The 24,941-nt window shown below is 65.7% G+C and carries 21 protein-coding genes; 15 read left to right on the top strand and 6 right to left on the bottom strand.

Annotated features, from left to right (window positions below):
- Positions 1-4: 4 nt before the first annotated feature.
- The 3 genes from ACIBW7_RS29825 to ACIBW7_RS29815 all read right to left on the bottom strand — a co-directional run bounded on the left by ACIBW7_RS29825 (position 5) and on the right by ACIBW7_RS29815 (position 4,113).
- Complete coding sequence (locus tag ACIBW7_RS29825; RefSeq protein ID WP_397052025.1) at positions 5-1,711, bottom strand: non-ribosomal peptide synthetase; 1,707 nt, start codon at positions 1,709-1,711, stop codon at positions 5-7.
- Positions 1,708-2,547 (bottom strand): hypothetical protein, encoded by an 840-nt coding sequence (locus ACIBW7_RS29820; RefSeq protein ID WP_397052023.1) that lies wholly within the window; start codon positions 2,545-2,547, stop codon positions 1,708-1,710. The genes ACIBW7_RS29825 and ACIBW7_RS29820 overlap by 4 nt, the downstream gene beginning before the upstream one ends.
- A gap of 645 nt (positions 2,548-3,192) precedes the next feature.
- Complete coding sequence (locus tag ACIBW7_RS29815) at positions 3,193-4,113, bottom strand: NADP-dependent oxidoreductase (RefSeq protein ID WP_397052021.1); 921 nt, start codon at positions 4,111-4,113, stop codon at positions 3,193-3,195.
- Positions 4,114-4,290: 177 nt separating this feature from the next.
- On the opposite strand from ACIBW7_RS29815, the gene ACIBW7_RS29810 reads away from it, so the two are divergent.
- On the top strand, positions 4,291-4,917 hold the full coding sequence (locus ACIBW7_RS29810) for an HD domain-containing protein (protein ID WP_397052019.1): 627 nt from the start codon (positions 4,291-4,293) through the stop codon (positions 4,915-4,917).
- 53 nt (positions 4,918-4,970) lie between these two features.
- Here ACIBW7_RS29810 and ACIBW7_RS29805 read toward each other — a convergent pair whose 3' ends face one another.
- Entirely contained in the window at positions 4,971-5,153 is a 183-nt protein-coding gene (locus tag ACIBW7_RS29805) for a DUF6011 domain-containing protein (protein WP_397052017.1), read from the bottom strand.
- An 852-nt stretch (positions 5,154-6,005) separates the two neighbouring features.
- On the opposite strand from ACIBW7_RS29805, the gene ACIBW7_RS29800 reads away from it, so the two are divergent.
- The 9 genes from ACIBW7_RS29800 to ACIBW7_RS29760 all read left to right on the top strand — a co-directional run bounded on the left by ACIBW7_RS29800 (position 6,006) and on the right by ACIBW7_RS29760 (position 16,414).
- On the top strand, positions 6,006-6,803 hold the full coding sequence (locus tag ACIBW7_RS29800) for a GNAT family N-acetyltransferase (protein WP_397052015.1): 798 nt from the start codon (positions 6,006-6,008) through the stop codon (positions 6,801-6,803).
- Complete coding sequence (gene infA, locus ACIBW7_RS29795) at positions 6,800-7,033, top strand: translation initiation factor IF-1 (RefSeq protein WP_397052013.1); 234 nt, start codon at positions 6,800-6,802, stop codon at positions 7,031-7,033. Before ACIBW7_RS29800 ends, infA begins: the two co-directional genes overlap by 4 nt.
- A gap of 766 nt (positions 7,034-7,799) precedes the next feature.
- Positions 7,800-9,227: a rifampin monooxygenase gene (rox, locus tag ACIBW7_RS29790; protein ID WP_397052011.1), complete on the top strand. Its 1,428-nt coding sequence runs from the start codon at positions 7,800-7,802 to the stop codon at positions 9,225-9,227.
- Positions 9,228-9,616: 389 nt separating this feature from the next.
- Positions 9,617-10,594, top strand: coding sequence for a hypothetical protein (locus ACIBW7_RS29785; protein WP_397052009.1), 978 nt, complete (start codon positions 9,617-9,619; stop codon positions 10,592-10,594).
- 527 nt (positions 10,595-11,121) lie between these two features.
- Positions 11,122-12,363: a cytochrome P450 gene (locus ACIBW7_RS29780; RefSeq protein ID WP_397052007.1), complete on the top strand. Its 1,242-nt coding sequence runs from the start codon at positions 11,122-11,124 to the stop codon at positions 12,361-12,363.
- Entirely contained in the window at positions 12,360-12,557 is a 198-nt protein-coding gene (locus tag ACIBW7_RS29775; protein ID WP_397052005.1) for a ferredoxin, read from the top strand. Before ACIBW7_RS29780 ends, ACIBW7_RS29775 begins: the two co-directional genes overlap by 4 nt.
- 58 nt (positions 12,558-12,615) lie before the next feature.
- Entirely contained in the window at positions 12,616-14,145 is a 1,530-nt protein-coding gene (locus tag ACIBW7_RS29770) for a GMC family oxidoreductase (protein ID WP_397052003.1), read from the top strand.
- 44 nt (positions 14,146-14,189) lie between these two features.
- Complete coding sequence (locus tag ACIBW7_RS29765) at positions 14,190-15,401, top strand: acyl-CoA dehydrogenase family protein (RefSeq protein WP_397052001.1); 1,212 nt, start codon at positions 14,190-14,192, stop codon at positions 15,399-15,401.
- Entirely contained in the window at positions 15,398-16,414 is a 1,017-nt protein-coding gene (locus ACIBW7_RS29760) for a phosphotransferase family protein (RefSeq protein ID WP_397051999.1), read from the top strand. Before ACIBW7_RS29765 ends, ACIBW7_RS29760 begins: the two co-directional genes overlap by 4 nt.
- Positions 16,415-16,424: 10 nt before the next feature.
- Here the strand turns inward: ACIBW7_RS29760 and ACIBW7_RS29755 are convergent, their stop codons facing one another.
- Positions 16,425-17,759 (bottom strand): FAD-binding protein, encoded by a 1,335-nt coding sequence (locus ACIBW7_RS29755; RefSeq protein ID WP_397051997.1) that lies wholly within the window; start codon positions 17,757-17,759, stop codon positions 16,425-16,427.
- A gap of 196 nt (positions 17,760-17,955) precedes the next feature.
- On the opposite strand from ACIBW7_RS29755, the gene ACIBW7_RS29750 reads away from it, so the two are divergent.
- Together ACIBW7_RS29750 and ACIBW7_RS29745 are read left to right on the top strand one after the other, a co-directional pair.
- A complete protein-coding gene (locus ACIBW7_RS29750; RefSeq protein WP_397051995.1) occupies positions 17,956-19,515 on the top strand; it encodes an aldehyde dehydrogenase family protein in 1,560 nt (519 codons plus the stop codon).
- Between the two features lie 63 nt (positions 19,516-19,578).
- Positions 19,579-20,283 carry a hypothetical protein gene (locus ACIBW7_RS29745; protein WP_397051993.1) on the top strand — a complete coding sequence of 235 codons (705 nt, stop codon included), beginning with the start codon at positions 19,579-19,581 and terminating at the stop codon, positions 20,281-20,283.
- 91 nt (positions 20,284-20,374) lie between these two features.
- On the opposite strand, the gene ACIBW7_RS29740 is transcribed toward ACIBW7_RS29745, so the two are convergent.
- Positions 20,375-22,333, bottom strand: a complete 1,959-nt coding sequence (locus ACIBW7_RS29740) for an FAD-dependent oxidoreductase (protein ID WP_397051991.1) — start codon at positions 22,331-22,333, stop codon at positions 20,375-20,377.
- An 86-nt stretch (positions 22,334-22,419) separates the two neighbouring features.
- Here ACIBW7_RS29740 and ACIBW7_RS29735 point away from each other — a divergent pair, with 86 nt between their 5' ends.
- From ACIBW7_RS29735 to ACIBW7_RS29725, 3 genes are read left to right on the top strand one after another with little or no spacing between them, the layout of a single operon-like run.
- Positions 22,420-23,121 carry an alpha/beta fold hydrolase gene (locus tag ACIBW7_RS29735; protein ID WP_397051989.1) on the top strand — a complete coding sequence of 234 codons (702 nt, stop codon included), beginning with the start codon at positions 22,420-22,422 and terminating at the stop codon, positions 23,119-23,121.
- Positions 23,118-24,155 carry a substrate-binding domain-containing protein gene (locus ACIBW7_RS29730; RefSeq protein WP_397051987.1) on the top strand — a complete coding sequence of 346 codons (1,038 nt, stop codon included), beginning with the start codon at positions 23,118-23,120 and terminating at the stop codon, positions 24,153-24,155. The genes ACIBW7_RS29735 and ACIBW7_RS29730 overlap by 4 nt, the downstream gene beginning before the upstream one ends.
- Positions 24,156-24,178: 23 nt before the next feature.
- On the top strand, positions 24,179-24,931 hold the full coding sequence (locus tag ACIBW7_RS29725; RefSeq protein ID WP_397051985.1) for an SDR family NAD(P)-dependent oxidoreductase: 753 nt from the start codon (positions 24,179-24,181) through the stop codon (positions 24,929-24,931).
- Positions 24,932-24,941 lie beyond the last annotated feature (10 nt).

Below are 24,941 nucleotides of genomic sequence, written 5' to 3'. Positions count from 1 at the left end.
CTCCTCAGTGCCCGGCCGAGCGGAACGGCGGATCGAGCAACCTGCGCACCGTACGATGGCTGAGTACGTCGGTGAGGGTGAAATCCACCCCGTTGCGACGGGCCCGGGTCACCAGGCGAGCGGCGGCCAGGCTGGTCCCGCCGAGGGCGAAGAAATCGTCGTCGACGCCGACCTGTTCGAGTTCGAGCAACTCCGCCATCAGCTCACACACCAGATGTTCGGTGGGTGTGCGCGGCGGCGGTGACGAATCCGCCTGCATCCCAGTGCTTTCCGGTAGTGCGGCGTAGTCGAGCTTGCCGTTCGCGGTGAGGGGAAATGCGTCCAGCAGCATGATGGTCGTCGGCACGAGGTGTCCGGGCAGCCGGTCGGCGAGGTATTCCCGCAGTGTGGCAGGGGTCGGGGTGGTGCCTGGTGCCGGTATCGCGTACGCGACGAGCCCGTCGTCGAGAGCCACCACCGCGGCTTGATCCACTTCGGCGGCCCGCGTGAGCATATCGACGACTTCGCCCGGCTCGACCCGGAATCCGTTGACGGCCAGCTGATCGTCGACCCGGCCGGTGAACTCGAGCAGGTCATCGTCTCGGCGGCGAACGCGGTCGCCGCTGCGGTACATCCGCGTCCCGGGCGGCCCGAGTGGATCGGCCACGAAGGCGGCGGCCGTGAGCCCGGGACTACCCAGATAGCCGCGCGCGAGTTGCTGCCCGGCGATATACAACTCGCCTTCGGCGATGGGAAGGAGTCGGGAGTCGAGCACATACAGCCGGGTGCCCGGGGTGGCCAGGCCGATCGGGACGGGCCCGGGTGCGAGTGCGTCGCCGGGCAGCACCCGGTGGAGGCAACAGCCCACCGTGGCTTCGGTGGGACCGTACTCGTTGACAACAGTGGCCGCCGGATTCTCGCGCCGCCAGTCGGCGAGCATCGCACCGGTCAGCGCCGCGCCGCCCACGACGAGATCCGAGGTGGGCGCGCACTGTGGGAACGTGGCGCGCAGCAGCGGCAGGTGCGCCGGAGTCACCTTGAGAAACGTTGGCGTGTCGTGGGTTTCGCTCGGATCGTCGAGGGGCGCGATGTCGAGAGTTCCGCCCGCGACCAGTGTGCCGAACAGACTTGTCACCGCCATGTCGAACGCCGGCGCGGCGTGCACGCGCACCAAACCGGCAAGGCCCGGATACCAAGCCACGGCCCAGCGTAGATACGTCGCGAGGGCACCGTGTTCGATGACGACGCCCTTGGGTCGGCCGGTGGAACCGGACGTGTGGATGATGTACGCGGCATCGTGTGGCGACGGGCCGGGGCGCGGATCGCCGGGTGGATCGTTGTTGTCGTAGGTCTGGACACTGACCATCGGAGCTAGTCCGGTCAGCCACTGCGGGCCGTGCTGGTGGACCAGCACGAGCTTCGGTTCAGCCGCTCGCAGAAGCATTTCGGTACGCCGCGGCGGATCGGTCACGGCCAGCGGTAGATAACACGCCCCGCTCTTGACTATCGCGAGCAGTGCGATGACGAGCTCGACGGAGTTGTCGAGATACACCGCGACGAGGTCACTCCGGCGCACTCCGTGGCGGTGCAACGCTCGGGCCTGACGCGTGGTGACGTCGTCGAGCTGGCGATAGCTCAGTCGGCCCCGGGGGTGGACGACAGCCGTGGCATCGCCGATCCGGTGCACCTGTCCGCTGAAAAGTTCCGCGACAGTGGATGTGCCGGTCGTCATGTCAACTCCTGCGGCTGTATCGCGTCCATGACCAGGCGTGCGGCCTCGGGTGTCCGCAACAGGTCACGGCGGCCGACTGTGGTGTGGACGCGGTGCGCGGTGAAATCCGGATCCTCGTCGTCTTCCACGGAGATCAGAGCGGTCGCCGACGACCACTGCGGGCGCGGCGCCATGGTCGAGGCCGCCCGCAGATATGCGGTGTAGGAGGCGAACACATCGATCAGCTCGGCACCGACATCCGGTGCGATACCGACTCGTTCGAAGGCGGCGTGCGCGGCGTTGCGGTAGAGCGCGAGGAGTCGATCGAGAACGCCGGGAATATCCCGTGGCCACTCTCGCAGCAGCGCCCTCGCCTCGTCGATGTGGTCGTCGCGTTCGGCGGCCGACAGCGGAGACAACGAAGCCAGGGTGGTGCGCATATCGCGGAACACCGAATCTCGGGTTGGCCGACCAGGATTGAAGACGACGGTGGCGGGTCGGCGGCCATCCTGTCGCGCCACCTCGTCGGTGAGGGCGCAGGCGAATAAGCTGCCCGCGCAATATCCGAGTACCGCGTCGATCTGCGCACCGGAGGCGTCCAGACGTTCCCGCCACCACGCCGTATACGCCTCGCCCGAGGCCGTGTCGGCGACGCTCGCGGGCGGCTGGGCGGTCAGCCAGACCGTCACCGAATCCGGCAGCAGCGCCGCGAGGTCCCGAAACCCTGCTTCTCCGCGGGTAGTGAGATCGAAATCGACTGCTACCACCAGGAATTCGCTCGCACCAGGAGTGAGCTCGGTGAAACCTGGCGCGACGATGCCACCGTATCGGGTGGCCGCCGACGAATCTGACCCCACGTAGAAGCTCCATCGCAGCAAGGGTTGGTCCTGCAAGTAAACCCGACGGCGTGCGGGACCCCCGTTCCCGATCATGGGAAGGGATTCAGTGAATGTTACTGGCGCGCAGCAGAATCGGTGGCTATCGAAAGGTGACGCGCGAAATCGCATCACCTACCGCGACGGCGTGATCGGTTTGCGTAGCCCAAGCATCCAGGCCCAAGGCGATCTGATGGTAATTCCGCACCCGATCGCCCAAAACGCTGTCACCGAACGGCCTTTCGCGCATTGTGGGCGAATTCCCGACTGGGCTACCGAGCGTCTCGACCGGTTTCCATGGCGAATGCCGTTCGCATGCTGGCGCATTAGCTCGCGAATACCAGCGCGGTCGGCCGGTGTGAAACCACATGAACGGCTCGGTCGCTGCATCGCCGCGGCCCGCGAACTGCATGCTCGGCTCGACGATGCCGGACCGGCTACCGGACCGTTATCCAGTAGCGGCACAGAGGCAGTGCGAGCAGCCTCCTAACTGCGCCCCGGTAGCGGCTCTGCCGCGGAATCCTGTCGCTCGTCCCGACAGCAAACCTCGATTGTCATCGAACAGTCCGGTGGCTCAGGCCTGCGAACTGGGTTGTTCTTGCTTCGCTACAGCTGGACCGGCGCGCGTCAGTCCGTGGTCACGTTGATGATCGTTCTGCCGCGGGTGCGTCTGGCGGGGCTGAAGGCCGCGGGTGCGTCGGCTAGTGGGCGGACGGTGTTGACGAGGGGGATGAGCCGGCCGTCGTGGAGGCGGGTGGCCAGTTGGGCCAGTTGCTCCCGGTTGGGTTCGACGACGAAGAAGATTGCTCGGCCGTCGTGGGGATGGATGGTGGGTGGACCGGCGATGGTGACGAGGGTGCCGCCGGGGCGTAGTAGCGCGGTGGAGCGGTCGCGGATGTCACCGCCGATCACGTCGAGTACTACGTCGACCTCGCCGACGTCCTCCAGGAGTTCGCCGTCCAGGTCGACGAACTCGTGGACGCCGAGATCGCGGGCCGCGTCCTGGTCGGAGGCTCGGCCGGTGCCGATGATGTGGGCTCCCGCCTCGTGGGCCAGTTGTGCGGCGACTGAGCCGACGGCGCCACCGACTCCGTGGATGAGGACGGTTTGGCCGGTTTTCAGGTGAGCGTGGTCGAACAGGGCCTGCCAAGCCGTCAGACCGGAGATCGGTAGCGCGGCTGCGGCGATGTGGTCGGCGTCGGCGGGGAGCGGGGCGAGGTTGCGGGCTTCCACGGCGGTGTACTCCGCGAGCGAACCGTTGCGGGCCCAGTCGGTCGGTCCGAAGACGTGCTGGCCCACCGTGAGACCAGTGGTGCCGTAGCCGAGTTCGACGACTACACCTGATAGTTCGTGGCCGGGGACGCTCGGGGTGCGGTCGCGGCCGGCGCGGTCGGTCCACGTCCCTGGCCAGTCCAGCTCGCCGCGGGTGAAGCCGGCGGCGTGGACTTGCACGATGACGTCGTTCTCAGCGGCGTGGGGGTGGGGCAGATCGGTCAGGGTCAATCCGCCGATGCCGGCTTCGCGATCCCGGACTGTGATGGCTCGCATGAAGGTCCCTCCGGTAGTCGTTGTGCTGGCTCGGCTTCGACGGTACGCACTCGGGGGCCGCCGCCGGTGGGCCACGTGGAGGTGTAGTCGATGGGCCGCCTTCAGCAGTGAATGGCCCACGATCGTGGCGTCGGAAAGGACCAGCGGCACGGGCCTTCCACGTCGTACTGTCGAAGCATGATCGGTTTGGACGATGTCGTCATTCCTGACACGGCCGCCTCATCGGCTGCCTTGGAGGTGGCCTCCGCTTACCATTCCGCCGCATTGCTGAGCCACTCGCGCCGCGTCTACGTCTGGGCGGCTGCCTACGGCGAGCAGCGGGGCATCCAGTACGACGCTGAGCTGCTGTTCGCGGCTGCGATGTTGCATGACATCAGCCTGGTGCCGGAGTTCGACAACCACACCCTCTCCTTCGAGGAGGCCGGCGGCCATGTCGCCCGGGTGTTCGCCGCCGGCGCCGGTTGGCCGAGCGCGCGCCGCGAACGCCTCGGCGAAGTCATCGTCAGGCATATGTGGCCCGACGTGGACGTGGCCGATGATCCTGAAGGTCACTTGCTGTGGCGGGCGACGGCGTTGGACATCGTGGGGAAGAACATCGACGACTTCAGCCCCGCCTTCTGTGCCGAAGTACTCGAGCAATACCCCCGGCTCGGGCTCGCCCACGAGTTCCTTGCCTGCTTCCAGGCCCAGGCCGACCGGAAGACCGGCAGTTCCGCCGCACGCGCAATGCAGTCCGGCCTCGCCACCAGGATGGCCGCGAACCCCCTCGACGCCGGTTCCGAGCACACCCCCGACGAAAACTAGCGACCGCGCTATCGCCTTTGTGGTTCCCGGTAGACCCGGGTCACCCGCCCGGCTCAGGCTGCGATATCGAAGAGCGTCAACTCCCGCGCGGCCTGGGCGCGCAACTCGGCACGCTCGCGGGCCGCACACGTCGGGCCGATACGCTGTGCGACCGATTCCGGTGACATCAGCCAACCTCCGCAGCGGCGGCAGTGCACAACCAGTCGAACTGTGGGCTGCTCGTCGGACTCGGCCATATCGCTCTCCCTCCCGGCCACGGGCAGATGTGGCGACAGCCTCGCATACGGGACCGACACACGCGATGCGTCGCCGCCGCGGCGCGATAGTCACAACGACGCGGCGATATGCCTACTTCGCCCGTGTGCGCTGGTGATGGTAGGCGGGCCGGAGGGGCACGAGGTACTCGCCGAGGGGGTTGGGACAGACGACGCTGTAGGCCACGACCCGGCTGGCGTCGGTCCGGCTCCGGTGCACCTGGGCGATATTGCCGGTGCGGCGCACCGCGTCTGGATCTTCGGGCTCGACGCCGCGACGGTGAGTGTCCGACCATCAGGTGACGCCATCACCGACCGACCGTGTCTTGTGTCAAGTACTCGGAGGTTCTCGCCGGTCAGAAGGTTTCCGCCGCGGCCGGCGAGATCACCTGAGAGCGCTCGGTAGCCGAATACCGAGCGCTCCGAGCCTGCCCATCGGTGGGCTGGCGACCTCGCGCCCGATCGTCACCCAACAGCCGGCGAGCGGTTCCCTGAAACTTGTTGCAGGCCTTGGTTTTCAACTGGCCATCGCATTCGACGTACACGGAGCGCAGCAGACCCTGGCTGCCGCACGCCTCTACAGCCTGACGATCAGCGGGTCGAGATGGCGTGCGAGCTGTGGTCTCGGTGGGTCGGAACGGCCGGCGAAAAAGGGTTGGCCGAGGGATATTCGAAGCTGATAGCGTCCGGAGCACCGTGGCAGCACGCGAGGAGGTGAGACCCATGAACACTGTATCGATGTGGGGGCTCCCTGTCGTCGTCACGGTTGGGCGAACAATGTAGGTGTCGCCGGGAGCGCCTGAGCAACAAGGCAATCCCGAAAGGCGACAAACAATGAATTCTGATTCCACTGCGGGTACGGGTGAGCCCACCGCAGTAATCACACGGGTCGCGGAGACGCAGTGGCACGCGGTGGCCGACGACCGGGTGGTCGGCCGCGGCGACGCTTCGCGGCGGCCCGACGGTCGGATTTTCCTCAGCATCGACTCGTGGCACGACACGGTCTTCGACCAACTCGCTGCCGCGATGCTGACGGAGCTGTCGACGCCGCTGTACACGGTGGTCGACGAGGTCGACGCGGACCTGAGGTCTGCTTGGGAACGGGCTGGTTTCGCGACCCGCCGCCGTGAGTGGGAATACCTCGCATCCACCGACCCGCATGACACCGGACTCGACTCGGTGCCGACCCCCGCGGACGTGACGATACTGCCGGTCGGTGCGGCACAAGAAGCACCGCTCGTCGAGGCATACAAGACGATCCGCGGCGAAATCGACGCGGCCGTCGGCTGGGACTGCATGCCCGCCGAGGTAATCTCCCGCCCGGATGGTGCCGTCCCGATCGATCCGGCACGGTATGCGGTCGCAACCCGGTCCGGCCAGTATGTCGGATTGCTCCGAGTCGCAACGCGACGCCGGCATGCACGTATCGAACTCATCGCGGTGCGAGCCGACCATCGACGCGACGGCATTGCCCGAGCACTGCTCGCCCGGGTGCTCGGCACGCTGCACCGGTCCGGGATCGACACGATGTCGGCGTATGTGAACGACGCCAACGCCGCCGCCGTGGCACTGTTCGACGGCATCGGCAGCAGCCGCCGCGCAGGCAGCAACCTGGAGTTGGTGCTGCGATGACGAATACGGCAAAGAACGGCAAGGGCATCGAAATCGAGGGCACCATCGTCGAGTGCCTGCGCAACGCCACCTTCACAGTGGAGCTCCCGAACGGGCACAAGGTACTCGCACACATCAGCGGCAAGATACGCAAGAACTACATCAAGATCCTGCCGCAGGACCGGGTGCTCGTGGAACTGAGCCCGTACGACCTCACCCGCGGCCGAATCCTGTTCCGGTACAGGACATAACAGGAGACGCGGGGTCGCGACCGAATCGACGCCGCTACCCCGACCGACCCGGTATCGGCGCCCGGCTCGCTGCCAGGCGCCGATACCGCCAGAGGCAGACCCACCGTCGATGGTTCGTTCGGCGACGCAGGCGATCACCGGCCCGGATGCGCTGCGGCCCAAGATATCCGCTACTGCCGAGTCGAGCGCATTTGCGTGGCATCGTGATGACACGCGCGCCCAACTCCCTCGAGCGAACCGGGTCGTCGTCGGGCTGGCGGCTGGACGGATTGTGATCGCGGCGCGGCTGCTGTCGTGTGGCCATATGCGGCGAGCACGCGGTCCGGCCAGTCGGGGATGGTGACATAGCGGCCCTAGCAGGAGCCGATGAGCATGCTGGTGAGCACCTCGAGGTCAGCGGACTCAGGCAGGCCCCCAGCTGCCGCGGCAGCGCCCGACGCGGCTCGACGATGCTGGTCTTGAAGAGCTGCAGCAGTTCGGGGTGGCGGCCCTCTTCGGCGAGTAGTGAGCCGCGGATGGCAAGCGCGGGCCGGTAATGGGATTTGTCCCGGAACTGGCGGTGATATCGGGCGCGATAATCGGGCTCGCCGAACGTCTTCAACTTCAACATATATCGCTTGCGGCAAGACTCGGGGGTGCCGCACAATTGGCGGCCGATGCCAGGACCTGCGGAAAACCGGAATCAGCGAGACGCGTGCACGCGCGGCCGCGCCTGCCGACGGGACGCACGGCGACTGGGTGGGAGAACTGGGCGAATGGGTGGTTCATGTTCGATGTGATCATTGCCGGGTGCGGGCCGACCGGTGCGATGCTGGCCGCCGAGCTGCGGCTGCACGATGTGCGGGTACTCGTGCTGGAGAAGGAACCCGAGCCCGTATCGTTCGTCCGCATAGTCAGTCTGCATATTCGCAGTCTCGAGCTGATGGCGATGCGCGGACTGCTGGATCGCATTCTCGAACGCGGAAGACAGCGTCCGGTCGGCGGTATCTTCGCCGCCATCCCCAAACCCGCGCCCGAGGGTCTGGATTCCGCGCACGCCTATCTGCTGGGCATCCCGCAGCCGGTTATCAATCATCTGCTCGAAGAACACGCGATCGAACTGGGTGCGCAGGTCCGCAGCGGTTGTGCGGTGGCCGGTTTCGAGCAGGACGGCGAGGGTGTGACCGTCGAGCTGGCTGACGGGGAGCGGCTGCGGTCGCGTTACCTCGTCGGCTGCGACGGTGCGCGCAGTACTGTGCGCAAACTGCTCGGCGTCGGCTTCCCCGGCGAGCCCTCGCTGACCGACACGCTGATGGGCGAGATGGAACTGGGTGTGCCGCAGGAGGAGATCGCCGCCAAGGTGACCGAAATCGGTGACACCAATAAGCGATTCAGTCTCAGGCCCTTCGGCGAAGGGGTCTATAGCGTCGTGGTCCCCGCCGCGGAAGTCGACGAGGATCGCGCGGAACCGCCCACCCTCGAGGATTTCAAACAACAGTTGCGCGCCATCGCCGGAACCGATTTCGGCGTGCACTCCCCGCGCTGGCTGTCCCGCTTCGGCGATGCCACCCGGCTGGCCGAGCGTTATCGGGTAGGTCGGGTCCTGCTGGCCGGCGATGCGGCGCACATCCACCCGCCCACCGGCGGTCAGGGCCTCAACCTCGGCGTTCAGGACGCAGTCAACCTCGGCTGGAAACTGGCCGCACAGATCCGCGGCTGGGCGCCGGAAACCTTGCTGGACACCTACCACACCGAACGACATCCGGTCGCCGCAGACGTACTGGACAACACCCGCGCCCAGATGGAACTGCACTCCACCGAACCAGGCCCGCAGGCCGTGCGCAGGCTGCTCACCGAGCTGATGGACTTCGACGAGGTGAACCGATACCTGATCGAGAAGATCACCGCGATCGGCATCCGCTACGACTTCGGCGCAGGCCCCGACCTGCTCGGCCGCCGACTGCGCGACATCGACCTGAAACAGGGCCACCTCTACGACCAACTACACCGGGGCCGCGGCCTGGTGCTCGACCGCACCGAACGTCTGACCGTCGAGGGTTGGTCGGACCGAGTCGACCTCATCGCGGATCCCACTGCGGCACTGGATGTTCCGGCCGTCCTGCTCCGCCCCGACGGCCACGTCGCCTGGATCGGCGAGCACCAGCAGGACCTGAACGACCACTTCTCCCGCTGGTTCGGCAAGCCCGCCAACTGATTTCACCTGAGCAACCCGGCACCGCCAATGGGACAGCAGTAGATCAGTGGTCGCGGTCGCCGCCATCACCTGGCGCAGCCACTCCCCGGGTGTCGGCGGGGAGGTTTCAAGGTAAGTTCATGCGTAATGCGCTGGGGGAGAAGCAGTTGCGACAGGGGGTGTGGAGCATCGGGCGGGCCCGGGCGAGGCGGCGCCGATCGGTGGTCGGGCTGTGGCGCGAAACCGGCTGCTGGGCATTCTGTGAGCCCACCACGGCGTCGCCTGGATCGATGTGAACCGCGGCCGCTGTGGCACATCACCCTGTAATCAGATCCGGCTGACCACTCGACCGTGAAACGCGCAGCCACGCAACCGATTCCGATACCGACCGAAGAAGCCGCCATCTCGTCATGACCGAATCCGTCACCGCCGCTTTCGCTGCCCGCCGCGACCTGGTCGGGCAACTGCGCGAGCAGGCTGTCGCTGCTTTCTACGACCCGCCCGCCGAAAACACTCCGGCCGAGGCCATCGCGCTCGTGTGGCGCCTCGCCGGCGAGCTCACCGGCGCAGACACCCTCGCCCACTGCCAGATCTACCGTGCCGCGCTGGCCTGGGGGATTCGGCAGGTGCCGGCCGACATCGACGAGGTTCTCGCCAGCGCGCCCGCCGCGCCGTTGTGTGACACGGTCGCCGCGCTCGTCGCCGCCGAGGCCTGCGCCGTCACCGAGCCATCCGACGCCGAGCAGTGGATCCTGGCCCGCGATCAAGCCCGCATCCTCGCGGTGGACCCCGATGCCACCGCCGGAATCGCTTGTGAGACATTGCTGTTCGGCGCGTTGGCCCGCGCGCGGCGACGCGCACTGGCCAGTGGTGCCTTCCCGCGCCACTGCGAACTCGTATTGTGGCTTGCCGCAGCGATATACCGCAGTCGCGACGCGCGCTGGACGGCGATGGAGCTGGGGTCGGGCAACGGATGGGTCCTGACCGACCGCCACGACCGCCTCGACGACCCCAGCAGGCGCACCTACCACTTCGACCTGACCGGCGCGCAGGAATTCGTTCTCACCGAGCGGCATGCCACCCGCAGGCGGGTGCTGGCCTCGCGGATCGCTGCGGGGCAGAACCTCGAGCCGGTCACCGGCGCGTACCTGCGTTATCTGATCGCGGTCGACGCCGACACCCGTACCGGGATCTTTTTTGTGCCAGGGGAATTCACCGAAGTCGAGTACAAGGCGTGCGCCTTCGAAGCCCTCGGGACCGATCTGGAACCGACGCTGCATGTGCACTCCGACTGTCAGGTGTTTCACGCCGCGGATGTGGTGTGGCATCAGCTTGCCTCGCAAGATCCGCGCAACCCCGATGCCGAACCCGGAGCGGGAAATCAGTGAAATCACTGCTACAGCAGATGATTTCGGCTTCGGTGGCGTGAGGATCACGCTGTTCTGGTAGCGCGACACGCAGCGCGTCGACCGCTAACCACGGCATCGCCGGTGCCGGATCCGCGGCCCGGTGTTATAGAGCACGGCCCCTACAGGCCGCCAGGGGCGATTGCTGGTGCGCCTTTCGAGTCTGGGGTACGCGTACGTCATCTGTCGCGCGCATACCCATGCGGGCGCTGTCGACGGGGCTGGGCCAACTGTGCCGAGCCGCTTGACATGTTGTGTCTCGTCACGGGTTCGCGCCGTCGGCGGGGTTCGTCGGAGAACTGTCCGTCTGTGTCGTCGTCCTGCGTGTCCAATGGGCTACCGGTGAGCCGTTGATAAATAGCGTCTGGGCATTGCCGAGTGATGTTTCATCGAGGCTGATTTGACAACAGGATTGCGACTATATGCCTGTATCCAGGCATTTCGACGCTCTAGTCAAATTGAAATCAGTTCAGTATGCTGACGTCGAAACCAAGCGAGGAGACGTCGCCATGACGCAGACCACAAGTCGTTCCGAGACACCCGATCGAGATCTGGGCGGATGCCCCGTCATGCATCGCGACTTCGCACCCCCGCAGGCGGCCGGCCGACATTGGGAACTGGCGGACGAACTGCGCGAGACGAGCCCGGTCTTCTTCAATACCTTCGCCCAGGGCTACTGGGTGTTCACCCGTCATGACGCGGTACGCGACATCTACAAATTGCCGGAGGTGTTCTCGAGCGAGTCGATCACACCTTGGGAGCCGGATCCGATCTATCGCTTCGTGCCGACGCAGATCGACGCGCCCGACCACATCAAGTACCGCAAGATCGTCAACGCGTGGTTCTCGCCGCACGCGATCGACGAGGCGGAACAGACGATGCGCGATCGGTGCCGCAGACTCGTCGAGGAGGTGGCTCCCACGGGCGGGTCCAACTTCGTCGGCGAGTTCGCCCTGCGCTTTCCCACCGAGGCGTTCCTCAGCGTGATCGGTATCGATCCGTCCGACGCGGACCTCTTCGTGCCGTGGGTCGAGGACTTCTTCGGCGGGTTCAGCGGTGACCCCGCCGGTCTGGAGCCGATGGGGAAGGCGCTCGAGGGTATCCGCGAGTACTGGGTCGCCGCCCTCGCGCAGCGACGGGCCGATCCGGTGCCTCGCCAAGGTGATCTCGCCACGCACCTGCTGCATTCGACCTTCGACGATCGTCCGCTCACCGACGCCGAGATGCTCGACATGCTCACGGTGCTCGTGCTGGCCGGGCTCGACACGACCCGTGGCACCCTCGGCTACCTGTTCCGCCACCTCGCTACGCACCCCGAGCATCGCAGGCAGCTGATCGAACAGCCGGAGCTGGTCCCGTCCGCGGTGGAGGAGGTGCTGCGGTTGTACACGATCGTTTTCGGCGACGGCCGAAAGGTGACTCGCGACATCGAGTTTCACGGTGTTCAGCTGAAGCAGGGCGATATGGTCTATGCGCTCGTCTCCGGCGCGAACCGAGATCCGCGGGCGTACGACCAGGCCGACGAGTTCGTCATCGATCGCCGGCGCAATCAGCACATGGGCTTCGCGAACGGTCCGCACCGGTGCCTCGGCTCCCATCTCGCGCGGCGGGAGTTGCGGATCGCGGTCGAGGAGTGGTTGCGGGTGATCCCGGACTTCCACATCGCGGGCGAGGAAGAGCTGACCGAGCGCGGCGGCGGCGCGATGATGACGCTGACCAGGCTTCCGCTGGCGTGGGCGGTGCAGTCGTGAGAATCACGATCGACGGCGCGAGCTGCACCGGGCACGGCCGCTGCTATTCGATGGCTCCGGACTTGCTCACCTGCGATGACGAGGGTTTCGTCGCAATGCGGGATCAGCCGATCGAGGTGCCCGACGATCAGGCCGGGGCCGCGGCCGACGCGGCCGGGACCTGCCCCGAAGGGGCCATCACCTTGGGCGCGTAGCGACTTGTCGCTATCCGAATGCCCACACCACCGATCGACGCTCATCGAGGAGACGCAAATGGCAAGACGCATAGTGGTGGTCGGCGGCGGCTCGGGCGGTTGTGTCATGGCCGCCCGGCTGTCCGAGGACGAACACAATGATGTTGTGCTCGTCGAGGCCGGGCCGGACTATCCGACGCTCGACGATCTGCACGAGCATGTGAAGGATGCTTTTACCTTCGGATTCACCTCACACGACTGGGGCTATGTCTCGGAGGACCACATCCCCGGTTCCGCCAATGCGCCGACATTCGCCATCGTTGAGCAGGGCGTACTTCCGGTGCTGCGCGGCAAAGTGATGGGTGGCTCGTCCTCGGTCAACGCCACGAACGCGCTGCGCCCGACCCCACGCGATTTCGAACAGTGGGTAGGCCTCGGCTTGGACAAATGGTCCTGGGACGATGTCCTGCCATATCTGAAGCGACTCGAGCGCGATCTGGTCGGCGGTCCTCTGCACGGCGTCGATGGACCTGTCCCGATAAAGCGATGGAGCGAAGGCGACGGTCTGCGGCCGTTCATGGCGGCCTTCGTCGAATCGGCCGCCAGCCTGGGCTACCAGGTTGTCGACGATCTCAATGGCGAAAGCCAGCTCGGCGTCGGCCCGGTCCCGATGAACCAGCAGGACGGAATCAGGCAGAGCACCGCGGTGACTTATCTCGCTGCCGCCCGCGGCCGCAAGAATCTCACGGTGCGCGGCGGCGCCGATGTCGACCGGCTCGAGATCGTGGACGGCCGACCACGTGCGGTCGTGCTCGCCGACGGCGAACGCATCGACGCGGACCTGGTGGTGCTGTGTGCGGGGTCGATCGGCACGCCGTCGATCCTGATGCGATCCGGAATCGGACCCGCGGAGGTGCTCGACCAGTTGGACATCCCGGTCGAAGTGCCGCTGGCAGGCGTTGGGCGCAATCTCCGCGACCATCCCTTGGTGTACATGACCTACACCGGCGATGCGGAGGCCATCGGAGAACTCCTGCCCCCGCTGCAGGTCGTGCTGACGACCAGCGCGGCCGGGCCGGACGGTTCGGCGGAGATCGACCTGCACATGATCCCGTTCACCCTCGAGTCCGGCTCGATTCTCGTCGCGGTCGGCCTCGTTCGGCCGTACTCGATCGGCTCCACCGAGATCAGATCCGCTGATCCCGGCACCGACCCGCGGATCCTGCTCAACCTCCTGCATCACCCCGACGATCTGCGCCGCCTGGTGCGCGGCATCGAACTGACGCGGCAGGTGATGAACTCCGGACCACTCGCGAAATACGTCGGCGAAGAGTTGTGGCCCGGGCCGTCGGCGGTCACGACCGGTCAACTCACCCAAGCGGTCCTGGCGGCCAAGAACACCTACGCGCATGCGGTGGGCACCGCGGCCATGGGCGAAGCGGGCAGTCCGTGGGCGGTGGTCGGACAGGACTGCAAGGTGCACGGTCTCGATGCGCTGTACATCGCCGACGCGTCGGTGATGCCGACCATCGTCGGTGTGCCGACCAACACCACCACGATGATGATCGCCGAAAGGTGCGCGGACTTCATCAAAGAAATATCGAAGTAGATCAAGGCATTTCGAGTCGTACCGATCAGGCGATAGGTAGGTATATGACGATCGACTTGGAGTACTCGGCTGAGATCGCGACATTGGTCGAACGGACCCGGGCGTTCACCCGCGAGGTCGTCCTTCCGATCGAGGACCGGCATGGTGGCGATATCACCGCCGCCGGTGGCGATATCGTGCGCAAGGAGCTACAGGCGGCCGCCAAGCTCGCAGGCGTGTTCGCCCCGCATGCGCCGGTCGAGTACGGCGGGCTGGGATTGTCGATGTCGGATCGGGCGCCGGTCTTCGAGGAGTCCGGATATTCACTCTTCGGTCCGATGGCATTGAACATCGCGGCGCCCGACGAAGGAAATGTCCACCTGCTCGCGCATGTCGCGAGCCCGGAACAGAGGTCGCAGTACCTTGCGCCCTTGGCGAGTGGGGAGATCAGGTCGGCGTTCGCGATGACCGAGCCCGCTCCGGGCGCGGGCTCGGATCCGTCGGCGCTGACGACCCGGGCCGAGCGGACACCGGCCGGGTGGCGCATAAACGGACGCAAGTGGTTCATCACCGGAGCCGACGGCGCCGGGTTCTTCATCATCATGGCGCGTACGTCGGGCACGCCCGGGGAACGCGGCGGCGCAACAATGTTCCTGGCTCCGGCCGACACGGCAGGACTTCATGTCGGGCGGCACATCCCGACCGCGGACCGCTCGATGCTGGGTGGTCACTGTGAGGTCACCTTCGAGGATCTGGTGGTGCCCGATTCCGCGGTGCTCGGTGCGGTCGATCGAGGTTTCGAGTATGCGCAAGTTCGGCTCGGACCGGCGCGGATGACGCACGTCATGCGCTGGCTGGGCGCCGCGCGCCGCGGTCACGATATCGCCGTACACCAGGTGGCGCGGCGCGAGGCATTCGGCGCCAAGCTCGGTGATCTCGGCATGATTCAGCAAATGGTCGCCGACAACGAGATAGATATCGCCGCAACCCGGTCGCTGCTCGTCCGGGCGTGCTGGGAACTCGATCGCGGCGATATCGCGTCCAACGCCACATCGATCGCGAAAACCTTTGCGGCAGAGGCGATATTCCGAATCGTCGACCGCTCGGCGCAGATGTGCGGTGGTCTCGGCGTGGCCGAGGACCTGCCATTGGCCCGGCTGGCTCGTGAGGTACGACCGTTTCGGGTGTACGACGGCCCCTCCGAGGTCCATCGCTGGGCCATCGCCAAGCGCAGCGTCGGTGCGGCCAAACGCGCGATTCGTGAGGAGTCCGCATGACGTGGCCGGGCATGGATGCCGAAGCGCTGCACCGGTTCCTGGTGGACAGCGGGGTCGAGGTACGTGGCGAGCTGGTGGTCGAACCGATCAGCGGCGGCCGCTCGAATCTGACCTATAAGGTTCGCGACGACGAGTCGACCTGGGTGGTCCGTCGGCCACCGGTCAGTGGGTTGACACCATCGGCACACGATATGGCCCGCGAGTACACCGTTGCGCAAGCCCTGCAGGGCACTGGGGTGCCGATCGCCGCGACCGTGGCGTTCGATGCTGCTGGTACTGCACTCGGCGTACCCATGACCGTCATGGAATTCGTTGCGGGCCGAGTGGTGCGGGATCGACACGATCTCGCCGGTTTGACCGACGCACAGGTGGCAACGAGCACCTCGGCGTTGGTGGCGGCGTTGGTCGACCTCCACGCTGTCGATTACCGCGCCGTCGGACTCGGATCGTTCGGTCGGCCCGACGGATTCCTCACCCGTCAAGTGACGTTGTGGGCAAGCCAGTGGGAACGGGTGCAGACGCGCGAACTCGACGACGCGACGACGCTGTTTCGAGCCCTCACCGAATGTGTCCCGAAGAGGTCGGGCGCCGCAATTGTGCACGGCGACTTCAGGATCGACAACACCATTCTTGATCTCGATGGACCGCAGATCGTGCGCGCGGTGGTCGACTGGGAACTCTCGACGATCGGCGATCCGCTCACCGATGTCGCGCTCATGTGTGTCTACCGGTCTCCGGCATTCGACCACGTCCTCGGAACCGAAGCGGCGTGGACGAGCCCGCGGTTTCCTCCTGCGGATGAGCTGGCGCAGCGCTATGCCGATGTATCCGGCACAGACTTGGGAGAGTGGAACTTCTATCTCGCCCTTGCCAACTTCAAGCTCGCGGTCATCGGTGAGGGAATCACCCACCGAGCTCGGCAAGGTGCCGATGCCGGGAACGGTGCGGCCGCTGCGGCCGAGGCGACACCGGAGTTCATGGCCGCCGGCCTGCGGGCACTACGTCGGATGTGAACCAGGACAGTCAGTTGGCCGCGATGGCACGGTCGGCGGCCGCTCGGTCTGCTGCGGCAAGCCCGAACACGAGTGCGGCGGCGATTCCGCCGGTGTACGCGCGGTCGTAGAGGCCGCCGGTATCGGCGCCCGCCGCGAAGAGTCCATTGATGGTTCCGCCACCTGCGGCGAAGACCCTGCCGTGCCGGTCGATGCGAATGCCGTGGAACGGAAATGTCAGGGCCGGGCATACCTCGATGACGTAGTACGGGCCGTGGTCGAGCGGCCGCGCGTCGTAGGTGCGCGCGGGCCGCGCGGCTGCGCCCGCGGCATTGACGGCACGGATCTGCGCGGCAATGTCGATACCGTCGTAACCCCATTCGGCGGGCAGATAGGCGAGGTCGTCCAGGCTTTCGGCAACGCCACAACGTCCGCCGCGGCGTTGTGCCAGATCGAATTTGTCGAGCGCCTGCGCGCCTTCGACGTAACTTCCGGTGATCCAGTCGCGGTAGACCCGCTCGTCGGCGACGAGTAGTCCTCGGGACTCGGGTTGGTCCAGCAATTCCATGGTGGTCAGGTGGTCGCCCACGGTTTCATCGGTGAACCGGCGATTGTGGAGGTTGAACAGCAAAGCGTGCTCGCTGTAGTACAACGACAGCGCGACGAAGTCGGACGGATCGCGGAACTCTACCCCCGTGGGAATGAGGTGGCCGTAGAAACCGGAGCGTTCCGTGCCTGTCGCGGCACCGACGTCTTCGGCAAGCCGAAGCCCGTCGCCGACGCTGGTCGGATTGGACCGCAATTGCATTGCGCTCGCAGCGGGATGGATGTATTCGTCGACCAGCTCCGGATTAGCCTGGAACCCGCCGGTCGCGAGTATCGTTGCGCCAGCGCGAATCTCGCGGTCGGTACCGTCCGGAAGTCGTACCCGAGCGCCGACGACGGAACCGTCCTCGGTGAGTAGGGCTCGCGCGTCGGTCTCGGTGAGCAGCTCGCCCTCGGCGCGGATCCGACGGCGGCATTCGTCGATGTACCGGTTGGTGTCGAATTGATGGCCGGAACCGTAGCGCAGGACGGTGACCGCATCCGCGCATTCGACGCCGAGCGACCGGATCCAGGCGATACCAGGGCCGAACCCGTCGACGAGTGTGCGGCGCAGCTCGATATCGCCGCGGGGATTGACCTCGTCCATGATCGCGTGGGAGGGGGCGGTCCAGGCATATCCCGCGAATCGCGCGGATCCGCCTACTGCGGTTGCCTTTTCGACGACGATCACCGAATTGCCCAGATGCAGTGCTCGGGTTGCCGCGGTGAGCCCGGCCATCCCGCCGCCGATGACAAGTACGTCCGTGTGGACCTCTGACATTCGATGCTCCTCACGCGTCGCGGTGCTGCCGGCGTGCTCGTCACCCTAGCTCTAAAACTGAAGTCAGTTCAAGTACCGATTCACTTGTGAAGTGGATCACGGTACATGTACGGTGAAACCCGAACCGAGTTCAACTCAGTTTCGTTCGGCGATCGCGCGCCGACGACAGGAACCTTGCCTACGAGAGGAGCATCGCGTGATCGATCGCGAATTCACTGGATTCTTTATCGGGGGTTCTTGGCGAAAGACGTGCTCCGATGACCGATTCGAGGTGATTTCGCCGGCCGGCGGCAAGCCGATCGGTTCGGTGCCCGCGGCCACCGAAGCGGATATCGACGCGGCCGTAGCCGCCGCCCGGGAGGCTTTCGACGGGTCCGACTGGCCGAGACTCACGCCCGCGCAGCGCGGTGCGCATCTGGTCCGGCTGGCAGCGGCGATCGCTGCCAACGGGGCCGAATTCGCCGAGCTCATCACCGATGAACTGGGCTGCAGCCATCTGCTCTCTCAGGTGTACCAGGCCGTCGCGCCGGTAATGAGTCTGAATTACGTCGCCGAAGTAGCGAAGTCGCTACAGACCAGCGAGCTCCGCGTCAGCGACCTGTCCCCGTTCGCGGGATCCGGAGATGCGGTCGGCGTCATCCCGATGGCAGGCAAGAGCCTGGTCGTCAAGGAGCCGGTGGGCGTTGTCGCGGTATTTCCCGCGTATAACTTCGCCCTTCCGGCCGTGGCCCAGAAGATCGGTCCGGCCTTGGTTGCCGGATGCACGGTTGTTGTGAAGGCGACGGAGCCGAACCCGCTGGCGATCTTCAACCTCGGAAATCTGCTGCAGGAGATAGGTTTTCCAGCCGGAGTCATCAATATCGTTGCCGCGCGAGCAGGTGAGTCCGAGTATCTCGTCGGACATCCCGGCGTCGACATGGTGAGCTTCACCGGATCCACCGAAGTCGGCAAGAAGATCGGTGCGGTGTGCGGCGAACTGATTCGACCGGTGGTCCTGGAACTCGGCGGAAAGTCGGCGGCGATAGTCCTGTCGGATGCCGACCCCGAGATCGTCGTTCCCACTCTCGTCGGAGCAAGTGTCGCAACCAATTCCGGTCAGAGCTGCGTCGCCCAGACCCGATTCCTGGTGCCCGAGGAACAGTACGAGTTCTATGCCGATGCGTTCACGCGAGCGTTCGAGGCGCTGAAGGTGGGCGATCCGCGCGACGCCGACACGGTAGTGGGACCGGTGATCAGTCGGTCGCATCTCGAGCGCATCGAAGCGCACCTGGCCCGGGCCGTCGAGCAAGGAGCGACGATACGCACCGGCGGTCGACGACCGGCGCATCTCTCGGAAGGCTGGTACATCGAACCGACGTTGGTCACCGGCGTCACCAACGATATGGATATCGCGCAGAACGAGATATTCGGGCCGGTAGCAGTTCTGATCGCGCACAACGGTGAAGAGGATGCCGTCCGGATCGCCAATCGGAGTCGCTACGGTCTTGCCGGATCAGTCTTCACGGCCGACTCCGCACATGGTTTCGAGGTCGCACGGAGAATTCGAACGGGAACATTCTCGGTGAACACATTCGCCGCCGATCTCGGATCTCCTTTCGGAGGTTACAAAGAGTCCGGCCTCGGGCGCGAGCACGGCGTCTCCGCGGTACAGGAGTACCTGCTGCAGAAGACCATCTCCATTGATCCCAGCCTCGACCTCCCCGAAGAAGTCGTGTCCGGCGTTCCGGTCGGACACGGTCCGGGCATTACCGCCTGATTTCAGAATCAGTAGTAGTGCCGAATTGTTTCGACAAATGAAGAACCGATGAGGATTCAAGCAATGAAATTCAAGAAGTTCGCGGTAACGGCTGCGCTCGCCACCGCCGGGCTCGGTATCACCGCCGGGACCGTCCATGCCGCGCCCACCGCCGGCGACAGTGCCGTCGATTTCACCGCGTCGGCGACCGACCGGTCCACGATCATCACGACCAGCGCGGGAGCGATGGTTGTCGAGGATGGTGTTTTCAAGATCAAGTCGGCCGATGGGGCCACCCTGGCCGGTACCGAATTGCGGTTCCGTGTCGATGATTTCGAGTTCCCGATCGCGGCGGAGATCAACGACCGCACGGCGACCCTGAGCCCCCGATTCGATATCGCACACGCGACCTACAAGCCGGTCGCGTTGCCATTTGAGGATCAGGCGCCGTGGAAGACCCAGTATGACCGTGAGCAGGCCGCCTGGTCACGCCTGACCAGCACCATCACCACGGGTGCCACGGTCGGCACGCTGGTCGGCGGTCTGGCCGGCGGTGCGGTGGGCTGTGTACTCGGCGGCATCGCCGGAGCCACGGTCGCCGCGGCCACCATCGTCGGCTTGTTCGGTCCGTTCATTCCGGCCGCCGCCATCGGTTGCCTGGGCGGCATCGTCGCCATCGGCGCGCTCGGCACCCTGGCCGGTCAGATCCTGGTGACCGCGCCGGTCGCGATCGGTGCGGCGATCCAGTACTTCACCACCATCAACCAGCCGATGCCCGCCCCGAAGTAGTTCGCCGAGTGCGACAGTAAGCAACGGTCAAGCTCACGCCCCGCTCGGATCCCGTGCCGAGCGGGGCGTGAGTAGGTATACGGGCTACGGGCTAACCCGATCGGGCAGTCGTGTCCGTGATCGCCTGTGCCGCAGCGTATCCCTCAGCCACCGCGTGCGAGACCCGGCGTGGCACGACCGCATCCCCGATCACCTGCACTCGTGCTCGCGGAAGGGCCTGCTCGATGTCCTGCCAGTCGGAGGCGATTCTTTCTCCGACGGCAACAGCGTGCTCGCACGCAAGCTCGAATGTCCTGCCCGACAGGAGATGTCGGCAGTAGGCTACGGTGCCTGCGCTGTTCGCTCGTATCTCTGTCACGGCCGCATCGACGACGAACTCCACCGGGCTCCCGGTGAGGCGTTTCATCAGTTGGACTCGGCTCTCCGGCGGGATGGTTGCCGCAAATGCGGGTCCTGGGACCACCACGGTCACCTGTGCGGCTCCTGCTTCCAGCGCGGCTTCCAGCGCGCCGACGGTAAGCCATGAGCCGAAGCCGTCGTCGGCGATGACCACCCGATCTCCCGGTGTTATCGCATGCCGATCGGCGATGAGACCTGTCGAGGACAGCGCGCCGGGCGTTGGCAGCTCAGTGGCGCCGGTCGCGATGATGACCTCATCGAAATCGCCCAGTTCATGGGGTGTTACGCGGTGTCCGAGTCGCACATCGGCATTGCCGAGATTGTCTGTGTAGAACCGCAGCAACTTCGACCAGCCCGCCCGGTTCGGCGCCTGCGCCGCCACGGCCAGCTGCCCACCGATCCGCTCGCGCGCTTCGAACAGCGTCACGTCGTGCGTCGCGGTGAGTTGGAGCGTGGCCTCCAGGCCTGCCGGTCCGGCGCCCACCACCGCGACTCGCCCCGACGCTGCCGGTGGCGGTCTGAACCGGAGCGGCGATGCCGGGCGGGCATCGTGGCCGGGCGGGGCCAGGGTCGGATTCACCGAGCAGAGCAGGACCGGAGTGAATGCCCGGCAGTCCTCATTGCAGGATACGCACGGCCGGATCTGAGAGTCATTGCCCCGCAGCAACTTCAGCGGCAGTTGTGGATCGGCGATGAGCGGCCGGGCCAGCCCGATCATATCGGCCCCGGCCGCCAACGCGGATTCGATGTGCTCCCTGGAGCGAAACGCCTGCGACACCAGCAGCGGCCGCGCCGATGCCGCGCGCAGCCTCCGCACGTGCGTGAGCAGCGGCGGCTCGGAGGTCGCCATATCGCGCACATATGTCGTCCGCACCCCTGCGGTCAGATTCACATAGTCGAACCTGTCGAGCAACGGCATCAGCTCGCACAGTCCGTCCAGGTCTAGACCAGCCTCCTCCGCACCATCGATCGAAACGCGCACCCCGAGTACCACTTCCGGACAGGACGCCTTGATCTCGGCATGCAGCCGGTACAGAACCTGCACCCGCCCCGCAACCGTGCCGGACTCGGCCCGGACATTGGAAGAGGGCGAAAGAAACTGAGCCAGCAAATAGCCATGGGCCGCATGCAGTTCGATCGCGGGGAACCCCGCTTCGACAGCATGGCGGGAACTGACGACAAAACTCGCGATCATCCGATCGACGTCGGCGTCGGTCATTGTCCTGGCGCGCACCGGCTCTCGCGGCGATCTGATGCTCGACGGCGCGATCGGGTGCTCCCAGATCTCGGCACCGAGTGTTTCGCGTCCGAGGTGCACGAGCTGGCATACCGGAACGGCGCCTTCGCTACTGATCGCGGTCGCGCGCGCCCGCAGCCCGCTGATCGCCTCGGGCCGCCATGCCTCGGTGATATTGCCGATTCGATTCGCCGATTCCGGACTCACCACCGTGCCGCCCGCGATCACCATCGCCGCACCCCCGGCGGCGCAGCGCCGCCAGTACTCCGCGTCGCCGGGCTGTGCCAGGCCGCCGCCGACCACCCCGGATCCGTGCGCGGTGGCGACCAGACGATTCCGCAGCTGTACTGCGCCGATCCGCAGCGGTTGGGATGCGTGGCCACTGGAAACAAGATCTTCCTGAACTGGATTCACTTCACGAGTTTGCACTCATGTGATTGACACCACAAGGGGCTGCGGATAGATTCTCAAACTGAGATCAGTTCAGTTTCGGAGGCTAGATGTCGTTTTTGCTCGTGCACGGAGCGGGTATGGCCGCCTCCTGCTGGGATCGCCTGCTGCCGTTGCTCACTGGGCCGACGATCGCCGTCGATCTGCCCGGCCGCGGTAAGCGATCCGACCGTGACATCCGCGGCGTAACCCTCGACGACTGTGCTGCGGCGATCGTCGAGGACGCGGCCGATCTCACCGACATCGTGATGGTCGCGCATTCGTTCGCCGGAGTGTCGGTCCCGCGGGTGCTACCGGAGCTGGCCGATCGCATCGAGCACGTCGTGTTCCTGTCCGCCGTCGTACCGCCGCACGGGACACGCGTGCTCGACCAGATCGATCCGGCCGTCCGGACTGCTGTTCGGCAGTCGATCGTCGGCGGGGTTTATCACCAGGATCGCGCTGCCGCGATTGCCATGTTGTGCAACGACATGTCACCCGAGCAGGCGGAATGGACCGCAGATCAGGTCATCGACGATTCGGCGGCATTGCTCGAGGAAACGGTTGATCTCTCAGGCCTGTCGGCCGACCTACCGCGAACCTATGTTCGCCTCACCGAGGATGCGTGCTATCCGCCGGATCTGCAATCGCGGTCCGCCGACCTCGTCGGCGGGAGCACCCGTTTTCTCGAATCTGGCCATATGCCGATGGTTTCGATGCCCGGCGAGCTGGCCGCTCTTCTCGATCAGGTAAGGAAACAGATTCCGTCATGAAAACTCTGACCAAGGCGGTCGCGGCTCTCGCGATTGTCGCCTCGACATTCGGCCTTGCCGCCTGCGGTGGGAATTCGTCGGCCTCGAAGCCCGTCGACGGGAGCTGGGAGGACGTGGTCGCCGCGGCTAACGGGGAGGGCGCCGTGATGCTCTACTCGAGCCAGAAGCCGGCCAACCTCGAAGCCCTGAAGGCCGCATTCCAGGCGAAGTATCCGCGGATCAAGCTGGACTTCGTGCGCGGTACCGACGCCGACATCAACCCGCGGGTGGAGACCGAGAAGAAGACCGGCAAGGGCACAGCCGATGTGCACATGCTGACCGATGCGGCGTGGATTACCAATGCCGCGAAATCGGGTTCGTACTCCACCGAGTTGGTCGGGCCGGATCTGAAGGCTCCCGAGTATCAGCCGGACAAGAGTGTGCTCAGCAACCGGTTCTTCCTGACGAGCGCGGCGGTTTTCGCGCTCGGCTGGAACACCGGTGCGGTCCCGAACGGCCTGAAATCTCCCCAGGACATAGTGAATCCCGCCTACCGGGGCAAGATCGGAATCGTCAATCCGTCCGGCATCGCCTCCTACGTCGATCTGTACCGGTACTACGCGCGCACCTATGGCGAGGACTACTGGAAGCAACTCGCCGCCCTGAAGCCACGGATCTACCCGAGTGCTCTGGGTGTCGCCCAGGCGCTGACCTCCGGTGAAATTGTCGTGACGCCTTCGGTTCAGCCCTTGGTGACCGAAGTGGCCGCAGGGGCGCCGGTCAATTGGGCTCTGCCAGCGTCACCGTGGGGCACCCCCTGGTACAGCCAGGTTACGAATGTGGCGCCGCATCCCAATGCCGCTCAGGTACTGGCGAATTTCATGGTCACCCGCGAAGGGCAGACAGCGCTCAACGGGGGATACGCGGCGGCGTTGGCCGATATCCCCGGCGCGGTAGCCCGAGCGCAGGACATCGCTGCACCGGACACCAGTGATCTGACCCCCGAGAAGATCGAGAAGTACTCCCAAGAGTGGTCACAACTTTTCCAGAGCTGACAGTGGACGGGAGTACTGAATTGATGCGCGGAGTCAACGTATTGGTCACCGGAGCGTCCGGCGGAATCGGCGGCGCGACCGCCGAACTGTTCGCGAGCAAGGGCGCGACGGTGTACCTCACCGACCTCGACGACGCGGCGGGAGAGCGCCGTGCACACGAACTGGGTCCGACGGCGCACTACCGTCGACTCGATGTGACTGCCGAATCCGATTGGCAGGCAGTCACTTCCGATATGGATCGTGCGGGACACCCCCTCCAGGTGCTGGTGAACAGCGCCGGAGCGGCGATGAAAGCGCCACTGACGCAAACCACACTGCAGCAGTTCCGCAGGATGATCGACCTCAATCTGGTCGGCACATTCCTCGGACTACAGGCGGCCGCCGCCGCGATGGCGGCAGGTGGCTCGGTCATCAACATCTCGTCGCTGCGGGGCGTGCTCGCGACCGCCGAACTCGGTGCCTACGGCGCGTCGAAATTCGGTGTTCGCGCCCTGAGCAAGGTCGCGGCACTCGAACTGGCCGATCGTGGCATCCGTGTCAACACGGTGTGCCCGGGCAGCATCGACACCGAGATCACCGCGGTTCCCGACTTCGCCGCAGACGATGTCGAAGCCTATGTGCAGAGCATCCCCATGAAGCGACGTGGCAGCCCGATGGAGGTCGCGAAGGCGATCTTGTTCCTTGCCGGTGACGACAGCAGCTATGTCACCGGGATCGACTTGCTGGTCGACGGCGGCACGGCCGCCGGAGTCCGCACACCCAAGAAGCAGACCTAGAAGGCATGAG

The organism is Nocardia sp. NPDC049526 (assembly GCF_044465765.1).
Lineage (GTDB): Bacteria > Actinomycetota > Actinomycetes > Mycobacteriales > Mycobacteriaceae > Nocardia.
Note: the sequence above shows the minus strand (reverse complement) of the source record. Positions and strands in the feature narration are given on the sequence as shown.

Bases quoted from the DNA above. Each gene is read 5' to 3' on its own strand.
- ACIBW7_RS29825 (WP_397052025.1), bottom strand. From the start codon at position 1,711: ATGACGACCGGCACATCCACTGTCGCGGAACTTTTCAGCGGACAGGTG.
- ACIBW7_RS29815 (WP_397052021.1), bottom strand. From the start codon at position 4,113: ATGCGAGCCATCACAGTCCGGGATCGCGAAGCCGGCATCGGCGGATTG.
- ACIBW7_RS29810 (WP_397052019.1), top strand. From the start codon at position 4,291: ATGATCGGTTTGGACGATGTCGTCATTCCTGACACGGCCGCCTCATCG.
- ACIBW7_RS29805 (WP_397052017.1), bottom strand. From the start codon at position 5,153: ATGGCCGAGTCCGACGAGCAGCCCACAGTTCGACTGGTTGTGCACTGC.
- ACIBW7_RS29800 (WP_397052015.1), top strand. From the start codon at position 6,006: ATGAATTCTGATTCCACTGCGGGTACGGGTGAGCCCACCGCAGTAATC.
- infA (WP_397052013.1), top strand. From the start codon at position 6,800: ATGACGAATACGGCAAAGAACGGCAAGGGCATCGAAATCGAGGGCACC.
- rox (WP_397052011.1), top strand. From the start codon at position 7,800: ATGTTCGATGTGATCATTGCCGGGTGCGGGCCGACCGGTGCGATGCTG.
- ACIBW7_RS29785 (WP_397052009.1), top strand. From the start codon at position 9,617: ATGACCGAATCCGTCACCGCCGCTTTCGCTGCCCGCCGCGACCTGGTC.
- ACIBW7_RS29780 (WP_397052007.1), top strand. From the start codon at position 11,122: ATGACGCAGACCACAAGTCGTTCCGAGACACCCGATCGAGATCTGGGC.
- ACIBW7_RS29770 (WP_397052003.1), top strand. From the start codon at position 12,616: ATGGCAAGACGCATAGTGGTGGTCGGCGGCGGCTCGGGCGGTTGTGTC.
- ACIBW7_RS29765 (WP_397052001.1), top strand. From the start codon at position 14,190: ATGACGATCGACTTGGAGTACTCGGCTGAGATCGCGACATTGGTCGAA.
- ACIBW7_RS29760 (WP_397051999.1), top strand. From the start codon at position 15,398: ATGACGTGGCCGGGCATGGATGCCGAAGCGCTGCACCGGTTCCTGGTG.
- ACIBW7_RS29755 (WP_397051997.1), bottom strand. From the start codon at position 17,759: ATGTCAGAGGTCCACACGGACGTACTTGTCATCGGCGGCGGGATGGCC.
- ACIBW7_RS29745 (WP_397051993.1), top strand. From the start codon at position 19,579: ATGAAATTCAAGAAGTTCGCGGTAACGGCTGCGCTCGCCACCGCCGGG.
- ACIBW7_RS29735 (WP_397051989.1), top strand. From the start codon at position 22,420: ATGTCGTTTTTGCTCGTGCACGGAGCGGGTATGGCCGCCTCCTGCTGG.
- ACIBW7_RS29730 (WP_397051987.1), top strand. From the start codon at position 23,118: ATGAAAACTCTGACCAAGGCGGTCGCGGCTCTCGCGATTGTCGCCTCG.
- ACIBW7_RS29725 (WP_397051985.1), top strand. From the start codon at position 24,179: ATGCGCGGAGTCAACGTATTGGTCACCGGAGCGTCCGGCGGAATCGGC.